Annotated in this window: 12 protein-coding genes and 2 pseudogenes; 7 read left to right on the top strand and 7 right to left on the bottom strand. The window is 71.0% G+C overall.

Going from position 1 to position 21544, the window contains the following annotated elements; genetic code table 11:
• Both ACZ51D_RS24840 and ACZ51D_RS24835 read right to left on the bottom strand, forming a co-directional pair.
• Entirely contained in the window at positions 1 to 975 is a 975-nt protein-coding gene (locus ACZ51D_RS24840) for a glycoside hydrolase family 6 protein (RefSeq protein WP_465663556.1), read from the bottom strand.
• 173 nt (positions 976 to 1148) lie between these two features.
• Positions 1149 to 4133 carry a glycoside hydrolase family 48 protein gene (locus ACZ51D_RS24835; RefSeq protein WP_465663555.1) on the bottom strand — a complete coding sequence of 995 codons (2985 nt, stop codon included), beginning with the start codon at positions 4131 to 4133 and terminating at the stop codon, positions 1149 to 1151.
• Between the two features lie 477 nt (positions 4134 to 4610).
• Between ACZ51D_RS24835 and ACZ51D_RS24830 the strand changes: the two genes are divergently transcribed.
• Positions 4611 to 5615 (top strand): LacI family DNA-binding transcriptional regulator, encoded by a 1005-nt coding sequence (locus ACZ51D_RS24830; RefSeq protein ID WP_465663554.1) that lies wholly within the window; start codon positions 4611 to 4613, stop codon positions 5613 to 5615.
• 192 nt (positions 5616 to 5807) lie between these two features.
• A complete protein-coding gene (locus ACZ51D_RS24825; RefSeq protein ID WP_465663553.1) occupies positions 5808 to 7976 on the top strand; it encodes a glycoside hydrolase family 9 protein in 2169 nt (722 codons plus the stop codon).
• A 108-nt stretch (positions 7977 to 8084) separates the two neighbouring features.
• Here the strand turns inward: ACZ51D_RS24825 and ACZ51D_RS24820 are convergent, their stop codons facing one another.
• Complete coding sequence (locus tag ACZ51D_RS24820) at positions 8085 to 9452, bottom strand: extracellular catalytic domain type 1 short-chain-length polyhydroxyalkanoate depolymerase (RefSeq protein WP_465663552.1); 1368 nt, start codon at positions 9450 to 9452, stop codon at positions 8085 to 8087.
• 68 nt (positions 9453 to 9520) lie between these two features.
• On the bottom strand, positions 9521 to 11881 hold the full coding sequence (locus tag ACZ51D_RS24815) for a beta-xylosidase/alpha-l-arabinosidase (RefSeq protein ID WP_465663551.1): 2361 nt from the start codon (positions 11879 to 11881) through the stop codon (positions 9521 to 9523).
• A gap of 158 nt (positions 11882 to 12039) precedes the next feature.
• On the opposite strand from ACZ51D_RS24815, the pseudogene ACZ51D_RS24810 reads away from it, so the two are divergent.
• A pseudogene (locus ACZ51D_RS24810) lies at positions 12040 to 13260 on the top strand (RNA-guided endonuclease InsQ/TnpB family protein).
• A 45-nt stretch (positions 13261 to 13305) separates the two neighbouring features.
• Here the strand turns inward: ACZ51D_RS24810 and ACZ51D_RS24805 are convergent.
• Genes ACZ51D_RS24805 through ACZ51D_RS24795 form a run of 3 tightly spaced genes read right to left on the bottom strand, consistent with a single transcriptional unit; the run spans position 13306 to position 16324 of the window.
• Entirely contained in the window at positions 13306 to 14124 is an 819-nt protein-coding gene (locus ACZ51D_RS24805; RefSeq protein ID WP_465625973.1) for a carbohydrate ABC transporter permease, read from the bottom strand.
• Positions 14124 to 15062 (bottom strand): carbohydrate ABC transporter permease, encoded by a 939-nt coding sequence (locus tag ACZ51D_RS24800; RefSeq protein ID WP_465663550.1) that lies wholly within the window; start codon positions 15060 to 15062, stop codon positions 14124 to 14126. The genes ACZ51D_RS24805 and ACZ51D_RS24800 overlap by 1 nt, the downstream gene beginning before the upstream one ends.
• Positions 15063 to 15073: 11 nt before the next feature.
• Positions 15074 to 16324 (bottom strand): ABC transporter substrate-binding protein, encoded by a 1251-nt coding sequence (locus tag ACZ51D_RS24795; protein WP_465663549.1) that lies wholly within the window; start codon positions 16322 to 16324, stop codon positions 15074 to 15076.
• Between the two features lie 198 nt (positions 16325 to 16522).
• Here ACZ51D_RS24795 and ACZ51D_RS24790 point away from each other — a divergent pair, with 198 nt between their 5' ends.
• The 4 genes and pseudogenes from ACZ51D_RS24790 to ACZ51D_RS24775 all read left to right on the top strand — a co-directional run.
• Entirely contained in the window at positions 16523 to 17548 is a 1026-nt protein-coding gene (locus ACZ51D_RS24790; protein ID WP_360504470.1) for a LacI family DNA-binding transcriptional regulator, read from the top strand.
• Between the two features lie 473 nt (positions 17549 to 18021).
• Complete coding sequence (locus ACZ51D_RS24785; RefSeq protein ID WP_465663548.1) at positions 18022 to 19005, top strand: glycoside hydrolase family 11 protein; 984 nt, start codon at positions 18022 to 18024, stop codon at positions 19003 to 19005.
• Between the two features lie 259 nt (positions 19006 to 19264).
• Positions 19265 to 20734 (top strand): annotated as a pseudogene (locus ACZ51D_RS24780) (glycoside hydrolase family 10 protein); the annotation flags it as partial.
• Positions 20735 to 20837: 103 nt separating this feature from the next.
• The coding region (locus tag ACZ51D_RS24775) for an RICIN domain-containing protein (RefSeq protein WP_465663547.1) at positions 20838 to 21544 on the top strand (707 nt) is incomplete at its 3' end.

Here is a 21544-nt window from a genome sequence, read left to right as displayed (position 1 = left end):
TCAGTAGCCGTAGATCATCTTGTAGGCGACCTCGGGCAGGAACTGCCCGGCGGTCGATCCGGCGCCGCCACCGCAGTTGCCGTCGGACTCGCCGGGCACCTTGATCCACAGCAGCATCTCGGCGCCGCCACCCCGCTGCGTGGGCGTCCCGATCCTCCTCCCCGCCGGGTTGCACCACGCGCCGTTGGAGCCGTTGCCGTTGCGGCTGGTGTCGACGACGTAGGGCTTGGTGAAGCCCTTCGCGGACTTCAGGGCCGCGTTGACGGCGTTGCCGTAGGCGACGTGCTCCGTCGTGGTGAGGTAGTTCGACACGTTCAGCGAGAACCCGTGCGCTCCGCTCACCCCGGCCGCGGCCAGGTGCTGGGCCATGGTGTCGGCGCTCAGCCAGCCGGGGTTGCCGGCGTCGAGATAGACCCAGGTGTTCGGGGCCTTGGCGTTGAACTGCGCGATGGCGTTGCTCAGCAGGGCGTTGCGCTCGGTGATCTGGGCCGGGGTCATGCAGCTCTCGTCGCCGAGCGAGTCGGGTTCGAGGACGACCACCGCGGGCCGGTTGCCGATGCCGCCGGCGAAGCCGGCGATCCAGGTCCGGTAGTCCGCGGCGCTTCCCGCCCCGCCGCCGGACTGCCCGGCGCAGATGTCGCGGTTGGGGATGTTGTACGCCACCAGGAGGGGCAGCTCGCCCTTGGCGGCGGCCGCGCCGGCGAAGGAGCCGGTCGCCGTCCCGATGGTGCCGCTCCAGTTGCCGAACCAGCGTGCCGTCGGCACGTCGGCGATCGATGACCGGACGGCGGGGGCGCGGCCGTCGCCCGGGTTGGCGTTGACCCACCGACGCGCGGAGGAATCGGGGTCGACGTAGAAGCCGCTGGTCATGGTGGTGGGGTCGGCGGCGTGGGCGGTCCCGGGGTGGACCGCGACCACGAGGGCGCCCAGCACCGGGGCCAGGAGCAGGGACCGCGTACGGAGCGAGCAGCGCATGGTGTTTCTCCACGGGGTGGGGGTGGGGGCGGGCGGGGCTCCCGGTGTCGTCGTCCTTGGAGCCCGTGTGGCCGTCCGGCCCGGTCCGGCTCCGCGCGCGTGGGCGGAGCCGGGACCGGGTCCGGGGCCGGGTCGGGGGCCGGGTCGGGGACCGAGCCGGAGCGGGTGGGCCGTCAGTTGCCCGGGTTGACGGTCGGGAACAGCTGGGCGAAGGTGTCGAAGGCGGTGGCGATGTCCGCCTCGGCCCAGAACCGGTGGTAGGTGAAGGTCGGCGCGGCGCCGCCGTCGAGGTAGGTCTGCACCTTGGACCATTGCGGGTCCTTGGTGTACCAGGGGCGGATCGACAGGAAGGTGTTGCTCGCCGAGCTGATCCGGGTGCCGTCCGGGTAGCTGCCGGTCCAGCCGGGCGGCACGTACAGGCCCTGGTGGGTGGTCGGCGAGTAGGCCTGGGTGAAGCGGCTGTAGTCGGCGCGGGTCTCGGCGGCCGAGTAGCCCAGGCCGTCGGTGTACCTGGCGTGCAGGGTGTCCAGGATGTTCTGGGCGAACTTCTGGGCGCTGCTGCTACCGGACTTGGCCGCGTAGTACGCGAGGGTCTTGGCGAGCGAGCCGGCCACGCCGACGTCGGTGCTGGTGCCGCTCGCGACGACGTGCAGGCCCGCGTTGCTTCCGGGGCTGGTGGCGTTCCAGGTGTCGGGCGCGCCGGTCCAGGTGAGCTTGTCGGGGGTGGTCAGGGTGCCGGTGGCCCGGTCGGCCCGGGAGACGGACATCGCCCACGGGATCCACTTGTCGAGGATGCCCTTCGCCCGGGTGTCGCCCGTGGCGTAGTAGTACTCGGCGAAGCGTTCCATCGACCAGGTCTGGAACCCGAACCACTGGTTGGAGGCGGGGTCGTGGTACTCGGGCTGCCAGTCGTAGTACAGGCCGTAGAAGGTCGGGTCGCCCGCCGGCGGTGCCGCGTCGTCGCCGTAGTTCCCGCCCCAGCTGTTGGTGGCGCCGCCGGCGATGCCGCCCTCGGTGGACTGCAGCCACTGGAAGAACTGGAGCTGCTTGTCCAGGCTGCCCGCCCAGTCGGTGGCGGCGCTCGGCGAGAGCGGCTTCAGGCCGGGGTCGTTGGCGAGCACCCACGCGGCCATCGGGTTCTGGTAGCCCTGGTGGGCGGCGGAGCCGGAGATCCGCCACGACCAGCTGCCGTCGGCCGCCCCTCCCCAGGCGAAGTACCAGGTCAGCAGGCCGAGTTGCTCGTTCGCCTTGGAGGTCCCGCCGGGGCAGGTGGTGGAGCCGAGGCAGTTGCCCGCCTGCTTGAAGTACTTGTCGTAGAGCGAGTAGCGCAGGTAGTCGCCGAGCTTGGCGGCCTTGGCGAGGGTCGCGGTGATGGCCGCGCTCTTGCCCTGCGACGTGGCGAACTGCTCCGCCCAGTAAGCGGCCTGGACCAGCCGGGCGTCGGCGTCGGGCGCGTCGGTGTACTTGTACTGCTTGCTGAAGGAGCCGCCGCCGTCGTTGAACAGGCTGAGGAAGCCGGAGCTGCTGTTGCCGTACGTGAACAGGTCGCAGTCGGGCTGCGGCACCGTCTCCCAGACCGACTCCTCCGGGCCGCGCTGGAAGGTGTTGATCAGGCTGGGCTTGCTGGTTCCGTCCTCGCACTGCCCGAAGCCGTACTTGTTGTCGGCGTCCAGCAGCCAGGCCGGGGCGTAGATGTCCGAGCTGCCGTAGGCCCGGCCCAGCTCCGCGGAGAGCGGGTCGGTGCCGACCGGTACACCGCCGTTCAACTTGGCCGGGTACTGGTCCGGTTGGGCCTTCTCGGGACCGTACTGGCCGGGCTTGGCCGGATTGTAGGTGCTCTGACCGGGCTGCTGGGCGTGACTGGGGATCAGGTGGGCCTCCAGGTTGGTCCAGGCGTTGTTGAAGCCCGTCCAGTCGCCGGTCACCCGGCCGTAGTCGGCCTCCAGCCACAGCCAGTAGCTGTAGGTCTCGGAGGTGGTCTCGTGGCCGTAGTCGGGAGCCTCCACGATCAGGGTTTCCACCGCGTGGTACGGGATGCCCTGCGGGCTGAAGTACCCGTTCGCCGGGTTCTTGAGCTTGCTGTAGAGGTCCAGGAAGTACTGGTCGTAGCCCGAGGTCTTCGCCGCCTCGGTCACCGTGACGGCGCCGGGGCCGAAGCCGGCCGCGGAGGCGGTGAAGGTGGCGGTCCCACCGACCTGCCCGGCATCGGTGCCGGCCGCGATGGTGACGGTCTGCGGGACGTTCCAGTTCCCGGGGGTGAAGGTGAGGCCGGCGCCGGATGTCACGCTCAGGTCCGGGTCGTTGCCCGAACGGTCCACCGTGACCGTGGTGTTCGCGGTCGGCGCCTGGGAGAGAGCGACGGTGAAGGTGCCGGTGCTCCCCTGCTGGACGGCGAGCGTGGCCGGGCCGACCAGGACGCTCGGCCCGGCCACCTTGATCGCGACCGGGCCGGAGGTCGTGGTGGCGCCGGCGTCGTCGGTGGCGACGGCGGTGACCGAGTAGTCGCCCGCCGCCACGTTCGCCCAGTCGACGCCGTACGGCGCGGTGACGGCGGTGCCGATCAGGGTGTTGGCGGCGGCCGAGGTCGAGGCGTAGAAGTCCACCTTCGAGACGGTGCCGTCGGCGTCGGCCGCGTCGGCGGCGAGCTTCACGGTGGAGCCCGGGGTGAAGGTCTGCCCGGCTGCCGGGGAGGTGAGCGAGACGGTCGGCGGCCGGTCGGCGCCGCGGCAGGGGGTGCCGTTGACGGTGAAGCCGGTGGGGGCGGTGTTGGCGGCGCTGTAGGAGAAGTTGGCGCTGGTGGTGTAGCCGGCGCCGGGGGCGATGGTGGTGGCGTAGCCGGGGTTGGTGACGGTGACGGTCTGTCCGGTCTGGCTCCAGGTGCCGTTCCAGCCGTTCTGGAGGGTCTGGTTGCCGGTGTAGGCGTAGCCGAGGGTCCAGCCGTTGATGGCGGTGGTGCCGGTGTCGGTGATGGTGATGTTGGCGGTGAAGCCGCTGCCCCAGTCGTTGACGGCGTAGCTCACGCCGCAGGACAGCCCGGCGGTCGCCGCCGCGGTGGGCACCGTGACGGCGCCGCCCGCCGCACCGACCAGGACGAGCGCGGTGGCCGTCGCGGTGAGGGTGAGCGGGTTGCCCCTGGCACGCAGGGTTTCGCGTCGCATGCGCGTCCTCCAGATGGGTGGGGTACCGCCACGCGGGTGGGGACGCGCGGCGGACGGAGGTGCTGCGAGCGATCGTGGGCTTGCGCGCCCGGCTTGGGAAGCGCCCGCAGGGCCCGGCGACGCCGGCCGGCGGGCCCTGCGGGGCCGGACAACGGCGGCGACCAGCGCGGAGCCGCGTCCCGGTGGCAGTGGGCCGCCCGGCTCGGCAGCGTATAAGTTACAGCGTCCGCCGGGAGCGCTCCCACGGCCGTCGACGGTGTTTCACGGGCCCCGGCTTGATCCGTGGGGGATCGCCGGGTGCCCGGTGGTACGCGGAGGTGATCCGCCGCGCCGGGCTGCCCGACCCCGTGTGAGCGGGAGTGCCGGATCCCTTGACGCTGATCGCTCAACGGGCCAAGCTGGCAAGGGTGGTGGGTCGGCGCGGGTGACGGGTCCGGGGTGTGGTTCCCCTGTCGAGGACCGATCCAGGACGGCCCCATGCCCCAGCCCATTCCCGGCAAGGATCCCGCTCCGACGCTGGCCGAGGTCGCCCGTCTCGCCGGCGTCTCCACGGCGACCGCGTCCCGGGTGCTCAACCGTTCCGCCCGGGTCTCCACCGAGGCGGCGGCCCGGGTGGAACGGGCAGTGCGCGAGTTGGCGTACGTCCGCCGCCGGGCGCCCAGCACCCGGGCGACCGGCGTGGTGGCCGTCGTGGTCTTCGCGGATCCTCTGCAGTACCACGCGGACGCCTTCCCGGTACGGCTGCTGGCCGGGCTGCGGCGCTCCCTGTCCGGCGCAGAACGGGAGTTGGCCGTCTTCACGGTGCCCAGGCGCTGCCGGCGACCGCCGCTGGTGCGCTACCTGTGCGGCGGCCACGTCGACGGTGTGCTGCTGGTCGGCCCCTGGGGGGACACCTCGCTCGCCCGGTTGCTGCACGCGGCCGGGGTGCCCGTGGTGTCGCTGGGCCGGCCGCCGGAGCCGGGCACGGTGGCGTTCGTGGACGCTGACAACCTCGCCGGCGCCAGGGACGCGGTGCGACGGCTGTGCGCGTCCGGGCGTCGCTCCGTGGCCACCATCGCCGGGCCGCCGAACACCGCCGCCGGCGTGGACCGGCTGGCCGGCTACCACCAGACGGTGGCCGCGATGGCCGCGGCACGGCCGGCCGTGGCGTACGGCGACTTCAGCGGCGCCTCGGGCGAGCATGCGATGCAGCGACTGCTGGACCGGCGCCCCGAGGTCAACGCCGTGTTCGCCGCCTCCGACCAGATGGCAGCGGGCGCCCTCAGGACCCTTCGGCGGCACGGCCTGCGGGTCCCCGAGGACGTTGCCGTGGTCGGCTTCGACGACTCTCCTGTCGCCGCGCGGTGCCGGCCGGGGCTGACCACCGTCCGCCAGCCGGTGGAGGAACTCGGCTCCCGTGCCATGGATCTGCTGCTGCGGAACCCGGCATGCGGCGAATCGGTGGTGCTGCCCACCCGGTTGGTCGTCCGGGCCTCGGGCTGAACGCGCCGCGCACCCGAGGCCGCCGGATGCGCCCGCGCCGTTCCGGAACCCGGTCGGTACCTGAGGTCACGTCAATCTCGCGTCTCCTGCCCACCCTTGACGCACCTTGTGCGCGGCTGGCTTCATTGGAAGTGGGAGCGCTCCCACGCCCTGGGCTCCCCTCTCCCCACCCCCAAAGGAAGGCCCCCACCCATGCCTCCCCTCCTCTCCGGCCGCGCACTGCCCCGACGCGCGGCCGCCGCGCTCACCGGCCTGGCCCTGGCCGCCGGCGGGCTGACCGCCACCGCGTTCGCCCCGGCCACCACCACAGCGGCCACGGCCACGGTCACCACGGCCGCCGACTTCCCCGTCCGCGTGAACCAGCTCGGCTACCTGCCGGACGGGCCCAAGCGGGCGACCGTGATCAGCTCCACGACCTCCCCACTCGCCTGGCAGCTGCGCGACGCCGCCGGCACGCAGGTCGCCGCCGGCACCACCACCGTGCACGGCGCCGACCAGGCGTCCGGCCAGTCCACGCACCTGGTGGACTTCGGCGCGTACACCGGCACCGGCACCGGCCTCACCCTGGTCGTGGACGGCCGGGCGAGCCACCCGTTCGACATCTCGGCGTCGCTGTACGACGGGCTGCGCGCCGACAGCATGTCGTTCTTCTACCAGCAGCGCAGCGGCATCGCCATCGACGCGGCCCTGGCCGGCAGCGCGTACGCGCGCCCCGCCGGCCACCTGGGCGTGGCGCCGAACCAAGGCGACACCAGCGTGCCGTGCCAGGCCGGGGTGTGCGACTACCGGTCGGACGTCCGCGGCGGCTGGTACGACGCCGGCGATCAGGGCAAGTACGTGGTCAACGGCGGCATCGCGGCCTGGGAGTTGGTCAACTCCTTCGAACGAGCCCACCGTTCGGGCGGCGACGCGGCGCTGGGCGACTCCACCCTGCGCGTTCCCGAGCGCGGCAACGGGGTGCCGGACGTGCTGGACGAGGCCCGCTGGGAACTGGACTTCCTGCTGCGGATGCAGGTCCCGGACGGCAAGCCGATGGCCGGGATGGCCTTCCACAAGATGCACGACGCGCAGTGGACCGGCCTGCCGACCCGGCCCGAACTCGACGAACAGCCACGCGAGTTGCACAAGCCCTCGACCGCCGCCACGCTCAACCTGGCCGCCACCGCGGCGCAGTGTGCCCGGGTGTACGCACCGTACGACGCCGCCTTCGCCGCCCGCTGCCTGGACGCGGCCCGCCGCGCCTGGACGGCGGCCAGGGCCAACCCGAACGTCCTCGCCCCGGCGACCGACAACACCGGCGGCGGCGCGTACGAGGACGCCGACGTCTCCGACGAGTTCTACTGGGCCGCGGCCGAACTCCTCGCCACCACCGGCGAGTCGCAGTACCGGGACGCGGTCACCTCCTCCCCGCACCACACCAAGCCGGTCGACGCGTTCTGGTGGGGCGGCACCGCGACGCTCGGCCGGATCACCCTGGCCACCGTGCCCGGCGTGGCCCTGCCCGCCGACGACGTGACGCGTCTGCGCGGCCTGCTGATCTCGGCCGCCGACGGCCACCTGTCCACCATGGCCGGACAGGGCTACGCGGTGCCGATCGCCGCCGACGGCTACGTCTGGGGGTCCAACAGCTCGGTCGCCGGCAACGCGATGGTGCTGGCCGTCGCCTACGAGCTGACCGGTGCCGCGCGCTACCGGACCGGCGCGCTGGAGGCCCTGGACTACCTGCTCGGCCGCAACGCGCTGGACCGCTCCTACGTGAGCGGCTACGGCGAGCGGGCCTCGGAGAACGAGCACCACCGGTTCTGGGCGCACCAGAACGACGCCTCGCTGCCGCACCCGCCGGCCGGCTCCCTCGCGGGCGGCCCGGACGCCGGCCTGGAGGATCCGGTGGCGAAGGCCCGACTGACGGGCTGCGCACCGGCCGCCTGCTACGTCGACGACATCGGCTCGTACTCCACCAACGAGGTGGCGATCAACTGGAACGCCTCGCTGGCCTGGCTCGCGGCGTTCGCCGCCGAACGGCGGGCGACACCGGCGCCGCCCGCGACGTCCTGCTCGGTGGCGTACCGGGTCGACAACGCCTGGAACGGCGGGTTCACCGCGACAGTGACCGTGCGGAACACCGGCACCGCCGCCGTCTCCGGCTGGACGCTCGGCTGGAGCTTCCCGGGTGACCAGCGGATCTCGAGCGGGTGGAACGCGACCGTGGCCCAGTCCGGCAGCGCCGTGAGCGCGCGGGACGCCGGTTGGAACGGCACCCTGGCCGCCGGGGCGAGCGCGAGCTTCGGGTTCCAGGCGACGTACTCCGGCGCCAACACGGCACCGGCCCGCTTCACCCTGAACGGCACCGACTGCACCTGAGCACCGCCCGGGCGGTCTGCCCGCCGCGCCGTCACGGCGGGGCGGGCAGACCGCGCGGCTACGGCCGGACCGGGTCACCGCGACCGGCGCGACCGCGGCGACCTCCGATCATCCGAACGTCCACTGCTGGTTCCTGCCGCCGCTGCAGCTCCACAGCTGGACGGGCGAGCCGTCGGCGGTGGCCAGGCCGGCCACGTCCAGGCAGAGCCCCGACTGCACTCCGGTGATCGTGCCGTTCGAGTTCAGCTGCCACTGCTGGTTGGCCTGGCCGTTGCAGGACCAGACGACCACCTTGGTGGCGTCGGTGGTGCCCCTGGCGTTGGCGTCCAGGCACAGCGTGCTGCCGCCGACGGTCACGGTCAGCTGCTTCGATGCCGTACGGGTCCAGGTCTGGTTCTCGCTGCCGTTGCAGGTGTGGATCTGCTGCTGGGTGCCCGGCGTCGCGTTGTTCGCGTCGGTCAGGCACTTGCCCGCGGCCACCGCGTGCAGCGCGCCGGTCGTGGCGCCGCCGGAGGACCCCGCGTCCAGGCCCATGAAGTGGATGGCGTTGGCGGCCATCGCGGTTCCCTGGACGGGCAGTTGGTGCCCGGCCCCGACGATGCTGTACGCCTCGACCTGGGTGGTGCCGGCGCTGTTGTCGTACCGCGTACGGTTCCAGTTCGCCGCGGGGGTGTCCGTGGCCGACGGGGTCTGGCTCACGCCGAGGACGTCGGTCCACTGCTTGATCTCTTCACCGAGGTTGTTGTGGCTCAGGATCGTGTCGGCGGTTCCGTGCCACAGCTGCACGCGCGGACGCGGACCGGTGTAGCCGGGATCCCCCGTGGTGCGGGCCAGTCCGCCCCACTGTTGCGGGCTCATGGACACCTTGCCCTGGGCGCAGTCCGCGTTCCAGCCGCGTACGGTGCCCGTGTGGAAGCAGTGGTAGGGCACTCCCATGAACGCCGCGCCCGCCTTGAACACATCGGGGTAGTCGGCGAGCATCACGTTCGTCATCATCCCGCCCGACGACTCGCCGGTCACGTACACGGCGTTGGCGTTGCCGCCGTAGTGCTGCTCCGTGTAGGTGATCATCGACATGAGCCCGACCGGGTCACTGCCGCCGTTGCGGGTCAGCGCCTGGTCCGAGGAGACGTCCCAGCAGCTTCCGCTCGGGTTCGTCGAGGGGTAGATGACGAGGAACCCGTACCGGTCGGCCAGCGACCCGAAGTCGGTGCTGGAGTACAGGTAGGGCCCCGTCCCCTGGCACCCGTGCAGGGCCAACAGGATCGGTGGGTTGGCCCTGACGCTGCTCGGCACGTACAGGTGCATCAGCAGACCTGTCGGGTTGGTGCCGAAGTTCGTGATCTGCGTCAGCGAGGCGGCGGCCTGCGGGGTGGCAGCGGCCTGGGGCGCGGCCTGCAGGCTCAGGCCGACCGCGAGGCCGATCGCGGCGACGATGCCCAGGAGACGGGACGGTAACGAGCGGGATCGGAACATGGGACCTCTCCGTCGGGATTGCCAGGGGGTGTGGGGAAGGTTCCGTCGGCGGCCGGCCCGGTGACGGATCAGGTGCACCGGAAGTCCGCGTGCAGGCGCCGGGTGTGGTCCAGCGCGCGGACCGGGCCGTCCAGTCGGACGGTGGCGGTGAGCCGGACGTCGGTGCTGGAGGCGGAGACCCGCAGTTCCAGCTCGCCCGGCTCGACGATGCGTCGGCCGTCGCGTCCGGTGAAGGACGCGAGGTCGGCGGGGACGCGGACCCGGATCCGGGTCCGTGCCCCCGCGTCGAGGGTGATCCGCCGGTAGCCGATCAGCCGCAGGACCGGCTGGACGACGGAGGCGACGGGGTCGTGCAGGTAGAGCTGGACGGTCTCGCTGCCGCTCCGCTCACCGGTGTTGCGCAGGGTGAAGGCGAGGCCGAACTCGCCGTCGGTCGTGGCGGCGGCCTGCTCCACCTCCAGGTCGGTCCAGGCGAACGTGGTGTAGCCGATGCCGTGCCCGAATCCGAACGCGGGGGTCGGGTCGGTGCTGGACACCTCGCTGGGTCCGGCCAGGCGGGCGGCGAGGTAGGTGGAGGGCTGCACGGCCGGCCGGGCCGGGATGCTGACCGGCAGTCGGCCCGAGGGGTTGGTCCGGCCGCTGAGCACGGCGGCGATCGCCCCGGTCCCGGCCTCGCCGGGGAAGAAGGTCTGCACCAGGGCCGCCGCCTCGGTCGCCGCGCGTCCCAGCGCGTAGGGGCGGCCGGCGAGCAGCACCGGCACGACCGGCCTGCCGGTGTCCAGCAGTGCGTCGAGCAACTGCTGCTGCACGCCGGGCAGTTCCAGGGACTCGGCGTCGCAGCCCTCGCCACTGGTGCCGCGCCCGAACAGGCCGGCCCGGTCCCCGAGGGCGACGATCACGACATCGGCCTGCCGGGCCGCCTCGACGGCCTCGGCGAAGCCGGACGTGTCGAGCCCGTCGACGCTCGCCCCGGCCACCGTCCGGATCTCGCTGTCGGGGAACTCGGCTGCCAACGCCTGGCCCAGGGTGGGCAGTTCGATGCCGACCGGGATCCCGGGGTGCTGGCTGCCGACGTGCACGGGGAAGGCGTAGCAGCCCAGCACCGAGGTCGGGGTGTCGGCGTTGGGGCCGATCAGCGCGATCCGGCGGGGGCCGCGCAGCGGCAGGGTGCCGTCGTTGCGCAGCAGCACCACGGCCTGCTCGGCGATCTCCCGGGCGAGGGCGCGGTTCTCCGGGGGGTCCAGGTCGACCGAGCCGCGCAGCGCGTGCGGGTCGTCGAGCGGCCGACCGGCGATCGCCGCCGGGACGGCCTCCCAGTCCTGGTCCAGCAGGCCGAGTTGGGCCTTCTGCACCAGCACCCGGCGCAGCGCCCGGTCGACCAGCGACTCGGGCACGGTCCCGTCCTCGACGGCGCGCAGCAGCGGCTCCCCGTAGGTCTTGACGGTGGGCAGTTCCACGTCCACGCCACTGGCCAGGGCGAGTGCGGCGGCCTCGGCCCAGTCTCCGGCGACGCCGTGCAGCACCTTGAGGAAGGCGATGCCGAAGTAGTCGGCGACCACGGTCCCCTCGAAGCCCCAGCTGTCGCGCAGCAGCCCGGTCAGCAGCGCCTCGTCGGCGGCCGAGGGGACGCCGTCGGTGTCGGTGTAGGCGTGCATGACCGAACGGGGCCGGCCCTCGCGCACCGCCATCTCGAAGGGCGGCAGGATCACGTCGGCACGCTCCCGCGCGCCCATGCCCACGGGGGCGAGGTTGCGTCCGGCGCGCGAGGCCGAGTACCCCGCGAAGTGCTTGAGCGTGGCGACGATCCCCGCCGACTCCAGGCCCTGCACGTAGGCGGTGGCCACCGTGCCGACCAGGTAGGGGTCTTCGCCGATGGTCTCCTCGACCCGGCCCCAGCGGGCGTCCCGGACGACGTCGAGGACTGGGGAGAGGCCCTGGTGGACGCCGACCGCGCGCATGTCGCGGCCGATGGCCGCGGCCATCCGCCGGATCAGGTCCGGGTCGAAGGTGGCACCCCAGGAGAGCGGCACCGGGTAGGCGGTGGCACCCCAGGCGGCGAAGCCGGCCAGGCACTCCTCGTGCGCGAGGGCCGGGATGCCGAACCGGTTCGCGGCGGCGATGCGCTGCTGGCTGCGGGCCAGTGAGAGCGCGCCCAGCGCCGGGTCGACCGGCACCGTGCCGAAGGGCCGGGTCAACTGGCCCAGCCCGGACGGGAGCAGGTCGTCGAGGGCGGGCGGATCCTCCATGTCGTGCTGGTGCGGGGCGACGTCTCCGCCCTCGTCGGAGGCGCCGACCCAGACGCCGACGAGCTGGGCCAGCTTCTCCGGCAGCGTCATCTCGGCGAGCACGGCGTCCGCGCGTTCCTCGGGGCTGAGCGCGCGGTCGCGCCAGCGGGCGGTCGGAGCGGTGGACGGGACGGCCAGGTTCATCGGATACCTCCGTGGATACCCCCGGCTTCAGCCGGGGGAGGAAACGGATTGCCCGCGTAGCGGGTCAGGGAAAGCCGAAGCGCCGTCAAGCTGGTGCGGTGTTTCGGTAGATGATCAAGCGTCATGTATCTATCAGGAATGGTGTTAGCGTGTGATCCGTGGAGACCACTTCGGTGAAGCGGGCGTTCAAGTTCCGCTTCTACCCTTCCGATGTGCAGGCAGCTGAGCTGTCGCGCACGTTCGGGTGTGTCCGGAAGGTCTACAACATGGCGTTGCACGCCCGTACGGAGGCGTGGACGCTGCGCCAGGAGCGGGTGAACTAGAACGCCACCAGCGCCATGCTGACGGCGTGGAAGAAGACCGAGGAACTGGCTCATCTCAACGAGGTGTCGTCGGTTCCGCTGCAGCAGGCGCTTCGGCATTTGCAGAGCGGCTTCTCGAACTTCTGGCAGAAGCGTGCCCGGTATCCCCGGTTCAAGTCCAAGCACAAGTCCCGTGCATCCACCGAGTACACCTCGTCGGCGTTCCGCTTCCGGGACGGCCGACTGAGGCTCGCGAAGATGACGGAACCGCTCGATATCGTGTGGTCCCGTCCGCTTCCCGCTGGTGCGCAGCCGTCCACCGTGACCGTCCGCCGGGACGGCGCCGGGCGATGGTTCGTCTCGATGTTGTGCGATGACCACCCCGAGCCCATGCCCGTCACCACGGCTGCCGTCGGGATCGACGCCGGGATCACCGCGCTGGTCACCCTGTCCACCGGGGAGAAGATCACCAACCCCCGCCATGAGCGCCGTGACCGCGAGCGCCTGACCAAGGCCCAGCGGGACCTGTCCCGCAAGGCCAAGGACTCCGCCAACCGGGCCGAGGCCCGGCTGAAGGTCGCCCGCGTCCACGCCCGTATCGCGGATCGCCGCAGGGACTTCCTGCATCAGCTCACCACTCGACTCGTGCGCGAAAACCAAACGCTCGTGATCGAGGACCTGTCTGTCCGCAACATGATCCAGAATCGGAAGCTGTCCCGTGCGATAGCCAACGCGTCGTGGTCCGCGATGCGGTCCATGCTGGAATACAAAGCCGGCTGGTACGGGCGGGAACTCGTGGTCGTCGACCGCTGGTTCCCCTCTTCCAAGCTGTGCTCGCAGTGCGGCACCCTGCGGGGCAGGATGGCGCTGAACGTCCGTGAGTGGGCGTGTGACTGCGGGACGACCCATGACCGGGACGTGAACGCGGCACGCAATATCCTGGCCGCCGGACTGGCGGTTGCAGCCTGTGGAGACGGTGTAAGACCTCAACGGAGCACTCCGGGCGGGCAGTCGTCGGCGAAGCAGGAAGTAGTCCCACCGCAGCGCACACGCGCAGCGGCTCAACCGCGAGGCTGAGGGGAATCCCCCTCGTCCACGAGGGAGAGGAAGTCAAGTTGCCGGTCACTTTCCTCCGACGCCCATGAGGCCTTGGACCAAGGCGCGTCGGGCGAACAGGTAGACGATGAGGACGGGGAGCGTCGACAGCACGACGGCGCTGAGCAGACCGGGCACGTCGACGCCGTGCTCGGTCTGGAAGTCGTACAGGCCGAGTGTGATGACCTTGGTGCTCTCCGACTGGGTGAGGATCAGCGGGAACAGGAAGCCGTTCCACGCCTGCAGCGCGGCGAAGACCACGACGGAGGAGAGACCGCCCCTGGACAGCGGCAGCACCAGCTGCCAGAACACCCGCCAGGGGGTGGCACCGTCCATGGCCATGGCCTCGTAGAGCTCGCCGGTGATGTCCCGCATCGCGCCGGTGAGGACCAGCGTGCACACCGGCAGGCAGAACGCCGCGGTGGGCAGGATGATTCCGAGCAGGTTGTCGTAGAGGCCGGCCTTGCTGATGACGTAGAACATCGGCACGATCACGGCCTGCGCCGGAATCGCCAGCCCCAGCAGGAAGATCCGGAAGACCGTGCCGATGGTCCTGCCCCGGGCCCGGACGATCGCGTAGGCGAGCGGGGGCACCACGAGCAGCACGATCGCGACCACGCTCACGGTGACGAGGAGCGTGTTGAGGAAGTCCCGGCCGAAGCCGTTGGAGAAGTCGTCGATGTAGTTCTGCAGGGTCAGCTGCGCGGGGAAGGTGAGCGGCCCCTGCGAGGAGTAGTCGGAGCGGGTCCGGAAGGTCGCGATCAGCAGGACGTACAGCGGGAAGCCGACCAGCGCCAGCCAGAGCAGCGAGCCGAGCCCGGCGAGGTGGTTGGGACGCCGTCGCATCAAAGTCCCTCCGTCGTGCTGCGCATCCTGTCGTAGCCGGACAGGCGCACGACGGCCAGCGAGATCAGGGCGGCGACCACCACGAGGACCAGGGCGATGGCCGAGCCCGCGCCGAAGTCGAAGCTCTTGAAAGCCTGTTGGTACATGTAGTAGGCGCTGTTGGTGGTGTCGGTGCCGGGGCCGCCCTGGGTGAGGATGAGGACGGTGTCGAAGGTGGTGAGGCCGCCGACCAGCATCAGGATCATCGACGTGATCACGGTGTTGCGCAGCTGCGGCAGGGTGATGTGGAAGAACTGCCGCACCTTGCCCGCGCCGTCGATGGACGCGGCCTGGTAGAGCACCTGCGGGATCGCCCGGGCGCCGCCCTGGTAGATCAGGGCGTGCATGGGCGTCCACTGCCACATGCCGACGAAGGTCAGCACCGCGATGGCACTTTTCTGACTGCCCATCAGATTGCCGTCGCCGAAGAGCCATTGCAGCTGCGACGGCACACCGAAGTTGGGGTCGAGGATGGCGCGCCAGACCACCGAGATCGCGGTCGCGGACAGCAGCAGCGGGACGAAGAAGATCGCGGACAGCACGGCACGGTTGCGTTGGCGACCGGCCGCCCACACGCCCAGCAGGATGCTCACCGGGGTCTGTACGACCACGCCGGCCACGGTCAGCACCAGGGTCAGACCGACGCTCTGCGTCATCACCGGGTCGTGCAGCAGCTTGGTCCAGTTGGCGAAGCCGTTGAACCGGGGGGCGTCGACGCCGTTCCAGTTGGTGAAGGAGAGCACCGCCACCAGGACCAGCGGCAGAAGCGCGAACATCAGGAAGAACACGGTCGCGGGCAGCGCCCAGGCAAGGCCCGGGCGGGTCACCCCGACGCCGGTCCGGCGAGGCCGCGCCCGCAGGCGGCGACCGTACCCGGACACCAAGGAGGGAGCACTCATGGCGATCCGTCTCAGGAGGCGGGCAGGGCCTGCATGGCCTTGATGAAGCCGTCCACGTCGAGCTTGCCGTTGAAGAACTGCTGGACGGCGGTGTGGATCGGCGCGTTGGCGGCCGGCGGGTACGCCTGGTCCCAGGACAGCTGGAACGACGGGGCGGCCTTGACCAGGTCGTACTGGTACTTCGAGTAGTCGGGGTTGTCCGCGGTGGCGAGGAACTGCTCGGTGTTGGTGGTGGTCGGCAGGTTGCCGATCGCCAGCTGTGCCTTCACGAACTCCTCGGAGTACATGAGCTTCAGGAAGGCGGCGGCTGCCTCGGGATGCCTGCTCTTCTTCAGCACCGAGTAGAAGTTGTTGGTGTTGCCGACCACGTCGGCCGGGTCGCCCTTGCCGCCGGCGATGGCGGGGAAGTTGCCGTACCCGAGACCGCTCTTGGCGAAGTCGGGGTTGGCGTCCCGCTGGGTGGCGTACTCCCAGGAGCCCATCAGCTCCAGGCCCGCCTTGCCCTTGGCCAGCAGGGCCGGGGAGCCGCCGTCGGTGAACTTGACCGAGTCGAAGTTCGAGCCGAACGCCCCGGCGTCGACCAGTTGCTTGAGCATGCCCAGGGCCTTCTTGGCGTCCTCGCTCTCCCAGGCGCTCCGGTCTCCGGACAGCGCCTTCCGGAACAGCTCGGGGCCCGCGACACGGTCGAACACGTACTCGTACCACATCAGGGTCGGCCACTGGTCGCCGCCGCCGAGGGCGATCGGGGTGATGCCCTTGGCCTTGAGCGCCCGGACGACGCCCAGCAGGTCGTCCCAGGTCTTCGGGGCGCCCAGGCCGGCGTCGGCCAGCACCTTCTTGTTGGTGAACAGCAGCACCGGCTGGGTGCCGCGCATCGGGATGCCGTAGGACTTGCCGTCGATCACCGCGGTGTTGAACACCGACGGCAGGAAGTTGCTCTTCAGCGCCGGGTCCGCGGCGATCATGTCGTCCAACGGGAGCAGCAGGTCGGACTTCACATAGGGCTGGATGCTGCCGCCGCCCCAGTTGAAGAAGACGTCCGGCGCCTGGGGGGTGTTGATGACGGTGTTGAGCTTGGCCTGGTAGTCCGCGCCGGGGATGGTGTCCAGGACGGCCTTGACCTTCGACGTCTTGTTGAAGGTGTCGACCAGTTGCTTCTCGACCTTGTTGCTGGCGTCCCCGTAGACCAGGACGTGGATCGTGCCGGAGCCCCCGCCGGCGGAGGAGGAACCGCCACTGCCGCAGGCGGTCGTCCCCGCCATGACCGCGGCCAGGCCGAGTGCAGCCGCTAAAGTGCGCCTCTTCATCACAAGTCCCCTAAAGTTTCGACCTGTTTCTCGAAATTACCGCTGGCCGGGACGCTAGGTTGCGGACAGGTTTCGGGTCAACCCCCCGGATCGGGGGTTACTGAAGCGTGATGCGCCAACTGCCCTGCGCCGCCCGTGCCTTATGCTGCCTCCATGGAAAAGGGCGATGAACTGGGACGGGTGACCCTCGCGGACATCGCGCGCGAGGCCGAGGTCTCCGTTTCGACGGTTTCGAAGGTCCTCAACGGCCGTACCGACGTGGCGGCGGCCACCCGCGTCCGCGTCGAGCAGGTCCTGAGCGGCCACGACTACCGGCGCGCCGCGCGCGGCGGCGGGGAAGCACCCCTCGTCGAGATCGTCTTCCACGAGCTCGACAGCCTCTGGGCGATGGAACTCCTGCGTGGCGTCGAGGCCGTGGCGAGCGAGCACGGAGCGGCGGTCGTGGTCACCCACAGCGGTTCACGCCGCGCCCCCGGGCCGGAGTGGATCGAGGCGGTGCTGCGCCGGCGCCCCCTCGGTGTCGTGCTGGTCTTCTCCAGCCTGCCGCCCGAGTTCAAGCGCCAACTGCGCGCACGCTCCATCCCGTTCGTGATCGTCGACCCGGCCGGCAACCCCGATCCGGACGTGCCCTCGGTGGGCTCGGCCAACTGGGCCGGCGGCCTCGCCGCCACCCGGCACCTGATCGAGCTCGGCCACCGGCGCATCGCCATCGTCACCGGCCCCGAGGACACCCTCTGCTCCCTGGCCCGACTGGACGGCTACCGCTCCGCGATGTCCATGGCCGGCCTGGCGGTCGACCCCGCGCTGACCGCCTTCGGCGACTTCCACACCGAGGGCGGATTCGCCCAGGCCGAACGGCTGTTGGAGCTCCCCGACCGGCCCACCGCGATCTTCGCCGGCAGCGACCTCCAGGCGCTCGGGGTCATGGAGGCCGCCCGGGTCCGCGGCCTGCGCATCCCCGAGGACCTGTCCGTGGTCGGCTACGACGACCTGGACATCGCGCAATGGACCAGCCCCGCACTGACCACCGTCCGCCAACCCCTGCGTGAGATGGCCGAACAGGCGACCCGTCTGATCCTCGCCCTCCGCACCGGGGAGGCCCCGGCGTCCCCCACCCGCCTCGAACTGTCGACCACCCTGGTGGTGCGCTCCAGCGCCGTGGCGCCCAGCCGGCCCTGACCGGAGCGGCACTGGCCCCCGCGCCGCGAGCAGCCCCGACGGGGCACCGACATCCGGATCGCGAAACTTTCGCAGTTCTTCCGCGTTGATTGCGATCCACCCGTGGGGAACGTGGGGGAACCGTAGGGAAATCGGGAGGCTCCTGACCGAGCCCCTGGGCCCGGCGGTCGACCGCCGAGCGCCTGGCCAGCACGTTCACCGGCGGGGGCGGGCCTGAGAGCGGGCGAAGGTATCGCTGTTTCGGTCGAAAGCGTTGACAACTTGTCGGGCTCAGGCCAACACTGGCGCCGTCGACAAGTCCGAGCGGCCCCGGATCCCGGCCCCCGCGTCGCCAACCACCCACAAGCGCGGACTTGTTGACGACAAGCCGGTTCCGTGCAACCACTGCGCGACGCCGTCCGTGCGACCCCACCCTCGCGGCCGTCGGCGGCGCAGTGCTGCACTCCCACCCATCGGCAGGACGGATCACCCCCGTGAACTTTCCCCACCGCAAGAGCCGCAAGGTCGATCACCCCCGGCGGCCGGCCGGCAAGGCGCGCGTCCTCCCCCTGGCCCTCGCCGCCGTCCTGGTCGCGCCCGGCACCGCCGAGGCCGCGACCGTCACCACGAACCAGACCGGCACCGACGGCGGATACTTCTACTCGTTCTGGACCGAGGGCACCGGTGCGGCCTCCATGTCCCTGAACGGCGGCGGTCACTACAGCACCTCCTGGAGCGGCGCCGGCAACTTCGTCGCCGGCAAGGGCTGGAGCACCGGGTCACGCAACCCGGTGACCTACTCGGGCACGTGGAGCACCAGCGGCAACGCCTACCTCTCGCTCTACGGCTGGAGCACCAACCCGCTCGTCGAGTACTACGTCGTCGAGAACTACGGCTCCTACAAGCCCACCGGCGCGTACAAGGGCACCGTCACCACGGACGGCGGCACCTACGACATCTACGAGACGACGCGCTACAACGCCCCCTCCATCGAGGGCATCAAGACCTTCAACCAGTACTGGAGCGTCCGTCAGGCCAGGCGGACCGGCGGAACCATCACCGTCGGGAACCACTTCGACGCGTGGGCCAAGTACGGCATGAACCTCGGCACCATGAACTACGAGATCATGGCCACCGAGGGCTACCGGAGCAGTGGCAGCTCCGACATCACGCTCGGCTCCTCCAGCGGCGGCACCGGCGGTGGCACCGGCGGCAGCTGCACCGCGACACTCTCCGCCGGTGACTCGTGGAGCGACCGGTACAACCTGAACGTCTCGGTCACCGGATCGACCCCCTGGAAGGTCACCGTGAAGGTGCCCTCCCCGGAGAAGATCAGCTCGACCTGGAACATCAACGCGTCCTACCCCGACGCCCAGACCCTCGTTGCCACCCCCAACGGCGCGGGCAACACCTGGGGCATGACCGTGATGAAGAACGGCAGCACCACGTGGCCGACGGTCTCCTGCAGCGCGAGCTGACGACCCGCCACCGCCCCAGGCGTTGACGCCGTACCACGCCTGCCGGAGATCTCACCTGCACCTGCGGGGCCGGGCCCGTGTCCGCCCTTGATTGTTAACGCTCACAGTCAGTGCCGGACAGTCGGCCGGGCGCCGCGCGGACACGCCCCCGCCGCCCCAGCAGGAACCGCTCCACCCGGCAGTACGCGCACGACTACCAGGACGACGCCCGCCCCCGACCGGCGCGCGGGCATCCCCCACCCGAGGAGAACGATCCGTCATGCCCTGGCTCCACACGAAACCCCTCCCCCGCAAGACCCTGACGGCGGCCGCGTGCATGCTCGTCGGTGCGGCCACCGTCGTCACCGCGAGCCCCGCGGCTCATGCCGCCGGGTCGACCACGCTGGGCGCGGCCGCTGCCGGCAGCGGCCGCTACTTCGGCACCGCCGTGGCCGCCGGCCGGCTCGGTGACGCGACGTACTCCACCATTCTCGACCGGGAATTCAACATGATCACCCCGGAGAACGAGATGAAGTGGGACACCATCGAACCCTCCCGCGGCAACTTCAACTTCGCCCCCGCCGACTCGATCGTCGGCCACGCCTCGGCGCACGGCCAGCGGATGCGCGGCCACACCCTGGTCTGGCACTCGCAGCTCCCGTCCTGGGTCAGCTCCATCGGCGACGCGAACACCCTGCGCGGCGTGATGGACAACCACATCACCACCGAGATGTCCCACTACAAGGGCAAGATCTACGCCTGGGACGTCGTCAACGAGGCCTTCGCCGACGACGGCAGCGGCCGGCACCGCAGCTCGGTGTTCCAGAACGTGCTGGGCGACGGCTTCATCGAGGAGGCCTTCCGCACCGCCCGGAACGTCGACCCCTCGGCCAAGCTCTGCTACAACGACTACAACATCGAGAACTGGACCGACGCCAAGACCCAGGGCGTCTACACCATGGTCAAGGACTTCAAGTCCCGCGGCGTGCCCATCGACTGCGTCGGCTTCCAGAGCCACTTCGGCGCCGGCGGCCCGCCGTCCAACTTCCGGACCACACTGTCCGACTTCGCCGCTCTGGGCGTTGACGTCCAGCTCACCGAGCTCGACATCGCCCAGGCGTCCACCACCGCGTACGCCAACGCGGTGAACGCCTGCCTGTCCGTCGCCCGCTGCACCGGCATCACGGCATGGGGCATCCGCGACAGCGACTCCTGGCGCAGCGGCGAGAACCCCCTGCTGTTCGACAACAACGGCAACAAGAAGCCCGCGTACGGCGCGGTCCTCACCACCCTGGGCGGCAGCGCCAACGGCACGCCGAGCGGGGGCATCGTCTCCGGCACCGTCTACACGCTCTCCGACGTGGCCGCCGGACGCGTTCTCGACGAGCCCGCAGGACAGAACGGCAACGGCACCCCGCTCCAGGTGTGGGAGGCCGGCGGCGCCGCCAACCAGCAGTGGCGGGCCACCCAGAACAGCGACGGCTCCTACACGCTCACGAACATCGCCAGCGGCCGCGCCCTGGACGAGCCGGCCAACCAGACGGGCAACGGGACGAAGATGCAGGTCTGGGACTCCAACGGCGGCGCCAACCAGCACTGGCGGGCCGGGCAGAACAGCGACGGCTCCTACACGCTGACCAACGTCGCCAGCGGCCGCGCACTGGAGATCCCCGGTGGTCAGACCGCCAACGGCACTCCCGTCCAGATCTGGGACTCCAACGGCGGCGCCAACCAGCACTGGAACTTCAAGTGACCTGAGCCGCGGGGGTGCGCGCTCACGGCAGGCGCGCACCCGCGTATGTGAGCGATAACAAAGCCGGGTGACAGCTCCATCCGTTCACGAAGGAGATCCCATGCACAAACGAGGTTCCAGTCGCAGGCCGGTGTCCGCGGTGCTCACCGCCGTGGTCGCGGCCGTGGCGGCGCTGGCGGCGATGCTCGTCGCAACCCCCGCTCAGGCGGACACCAGCGGCGCCTTGCGCGGTGCGGGTTCCGGCCGGTGTCTCGACGTGTCGAACGCCGACCAGCGCGACGGCGCGTCCCTGCAGATCTACGACTGCTCGGGCGGCACCAACCAGCTGTGGACGTCGACGTCCGGCAACCAGCTGACCGTGTACGGCAACAAGTGCCTGGACGTGCCGGGCCACGCCACCACGGCCGGTACCCGGGTGCAGATCTGGACCTGCAGCGGCGCCGCGAACCAGCAGTGGCGGGTGAACTCCGACGGCACGATCGTCGGCGTCGAATCCGGGCTGTGCCTGGACGTCGCGGGCGCCGGCACGGCCAACGGCACGGCGGTGCAGCTCTGGAACTGCACCGGCGGCAGCAACCAGAAGTGGACCGGCCTGTCCGGGACGTCGACCCCGCCGGGGGGCAACTGCAGTCTGCCGTCGACGTACCGCTGGTCGTCGACCGGTGCGTTGGCGCAGCCGGCGAACGGGTGGGCCTCGGTGAAGGACTTCACCGACGTGGTCTACAACGGCAAGCACCTGGTCTACGCGTCGAACGTGAACGGGTCGTCGTACGGCTCGATGATGTTCAGTCCCTTCTCGAACTGGTC

Source organism: Kitasatospora sp. NPDC033851, assembly GCF_055576085.1.
The sequence above is the reverse complement of the archived record's forward strand: the minus strand, read 5'-3'. Positions and strand labels throughout refer to the sequence as shown.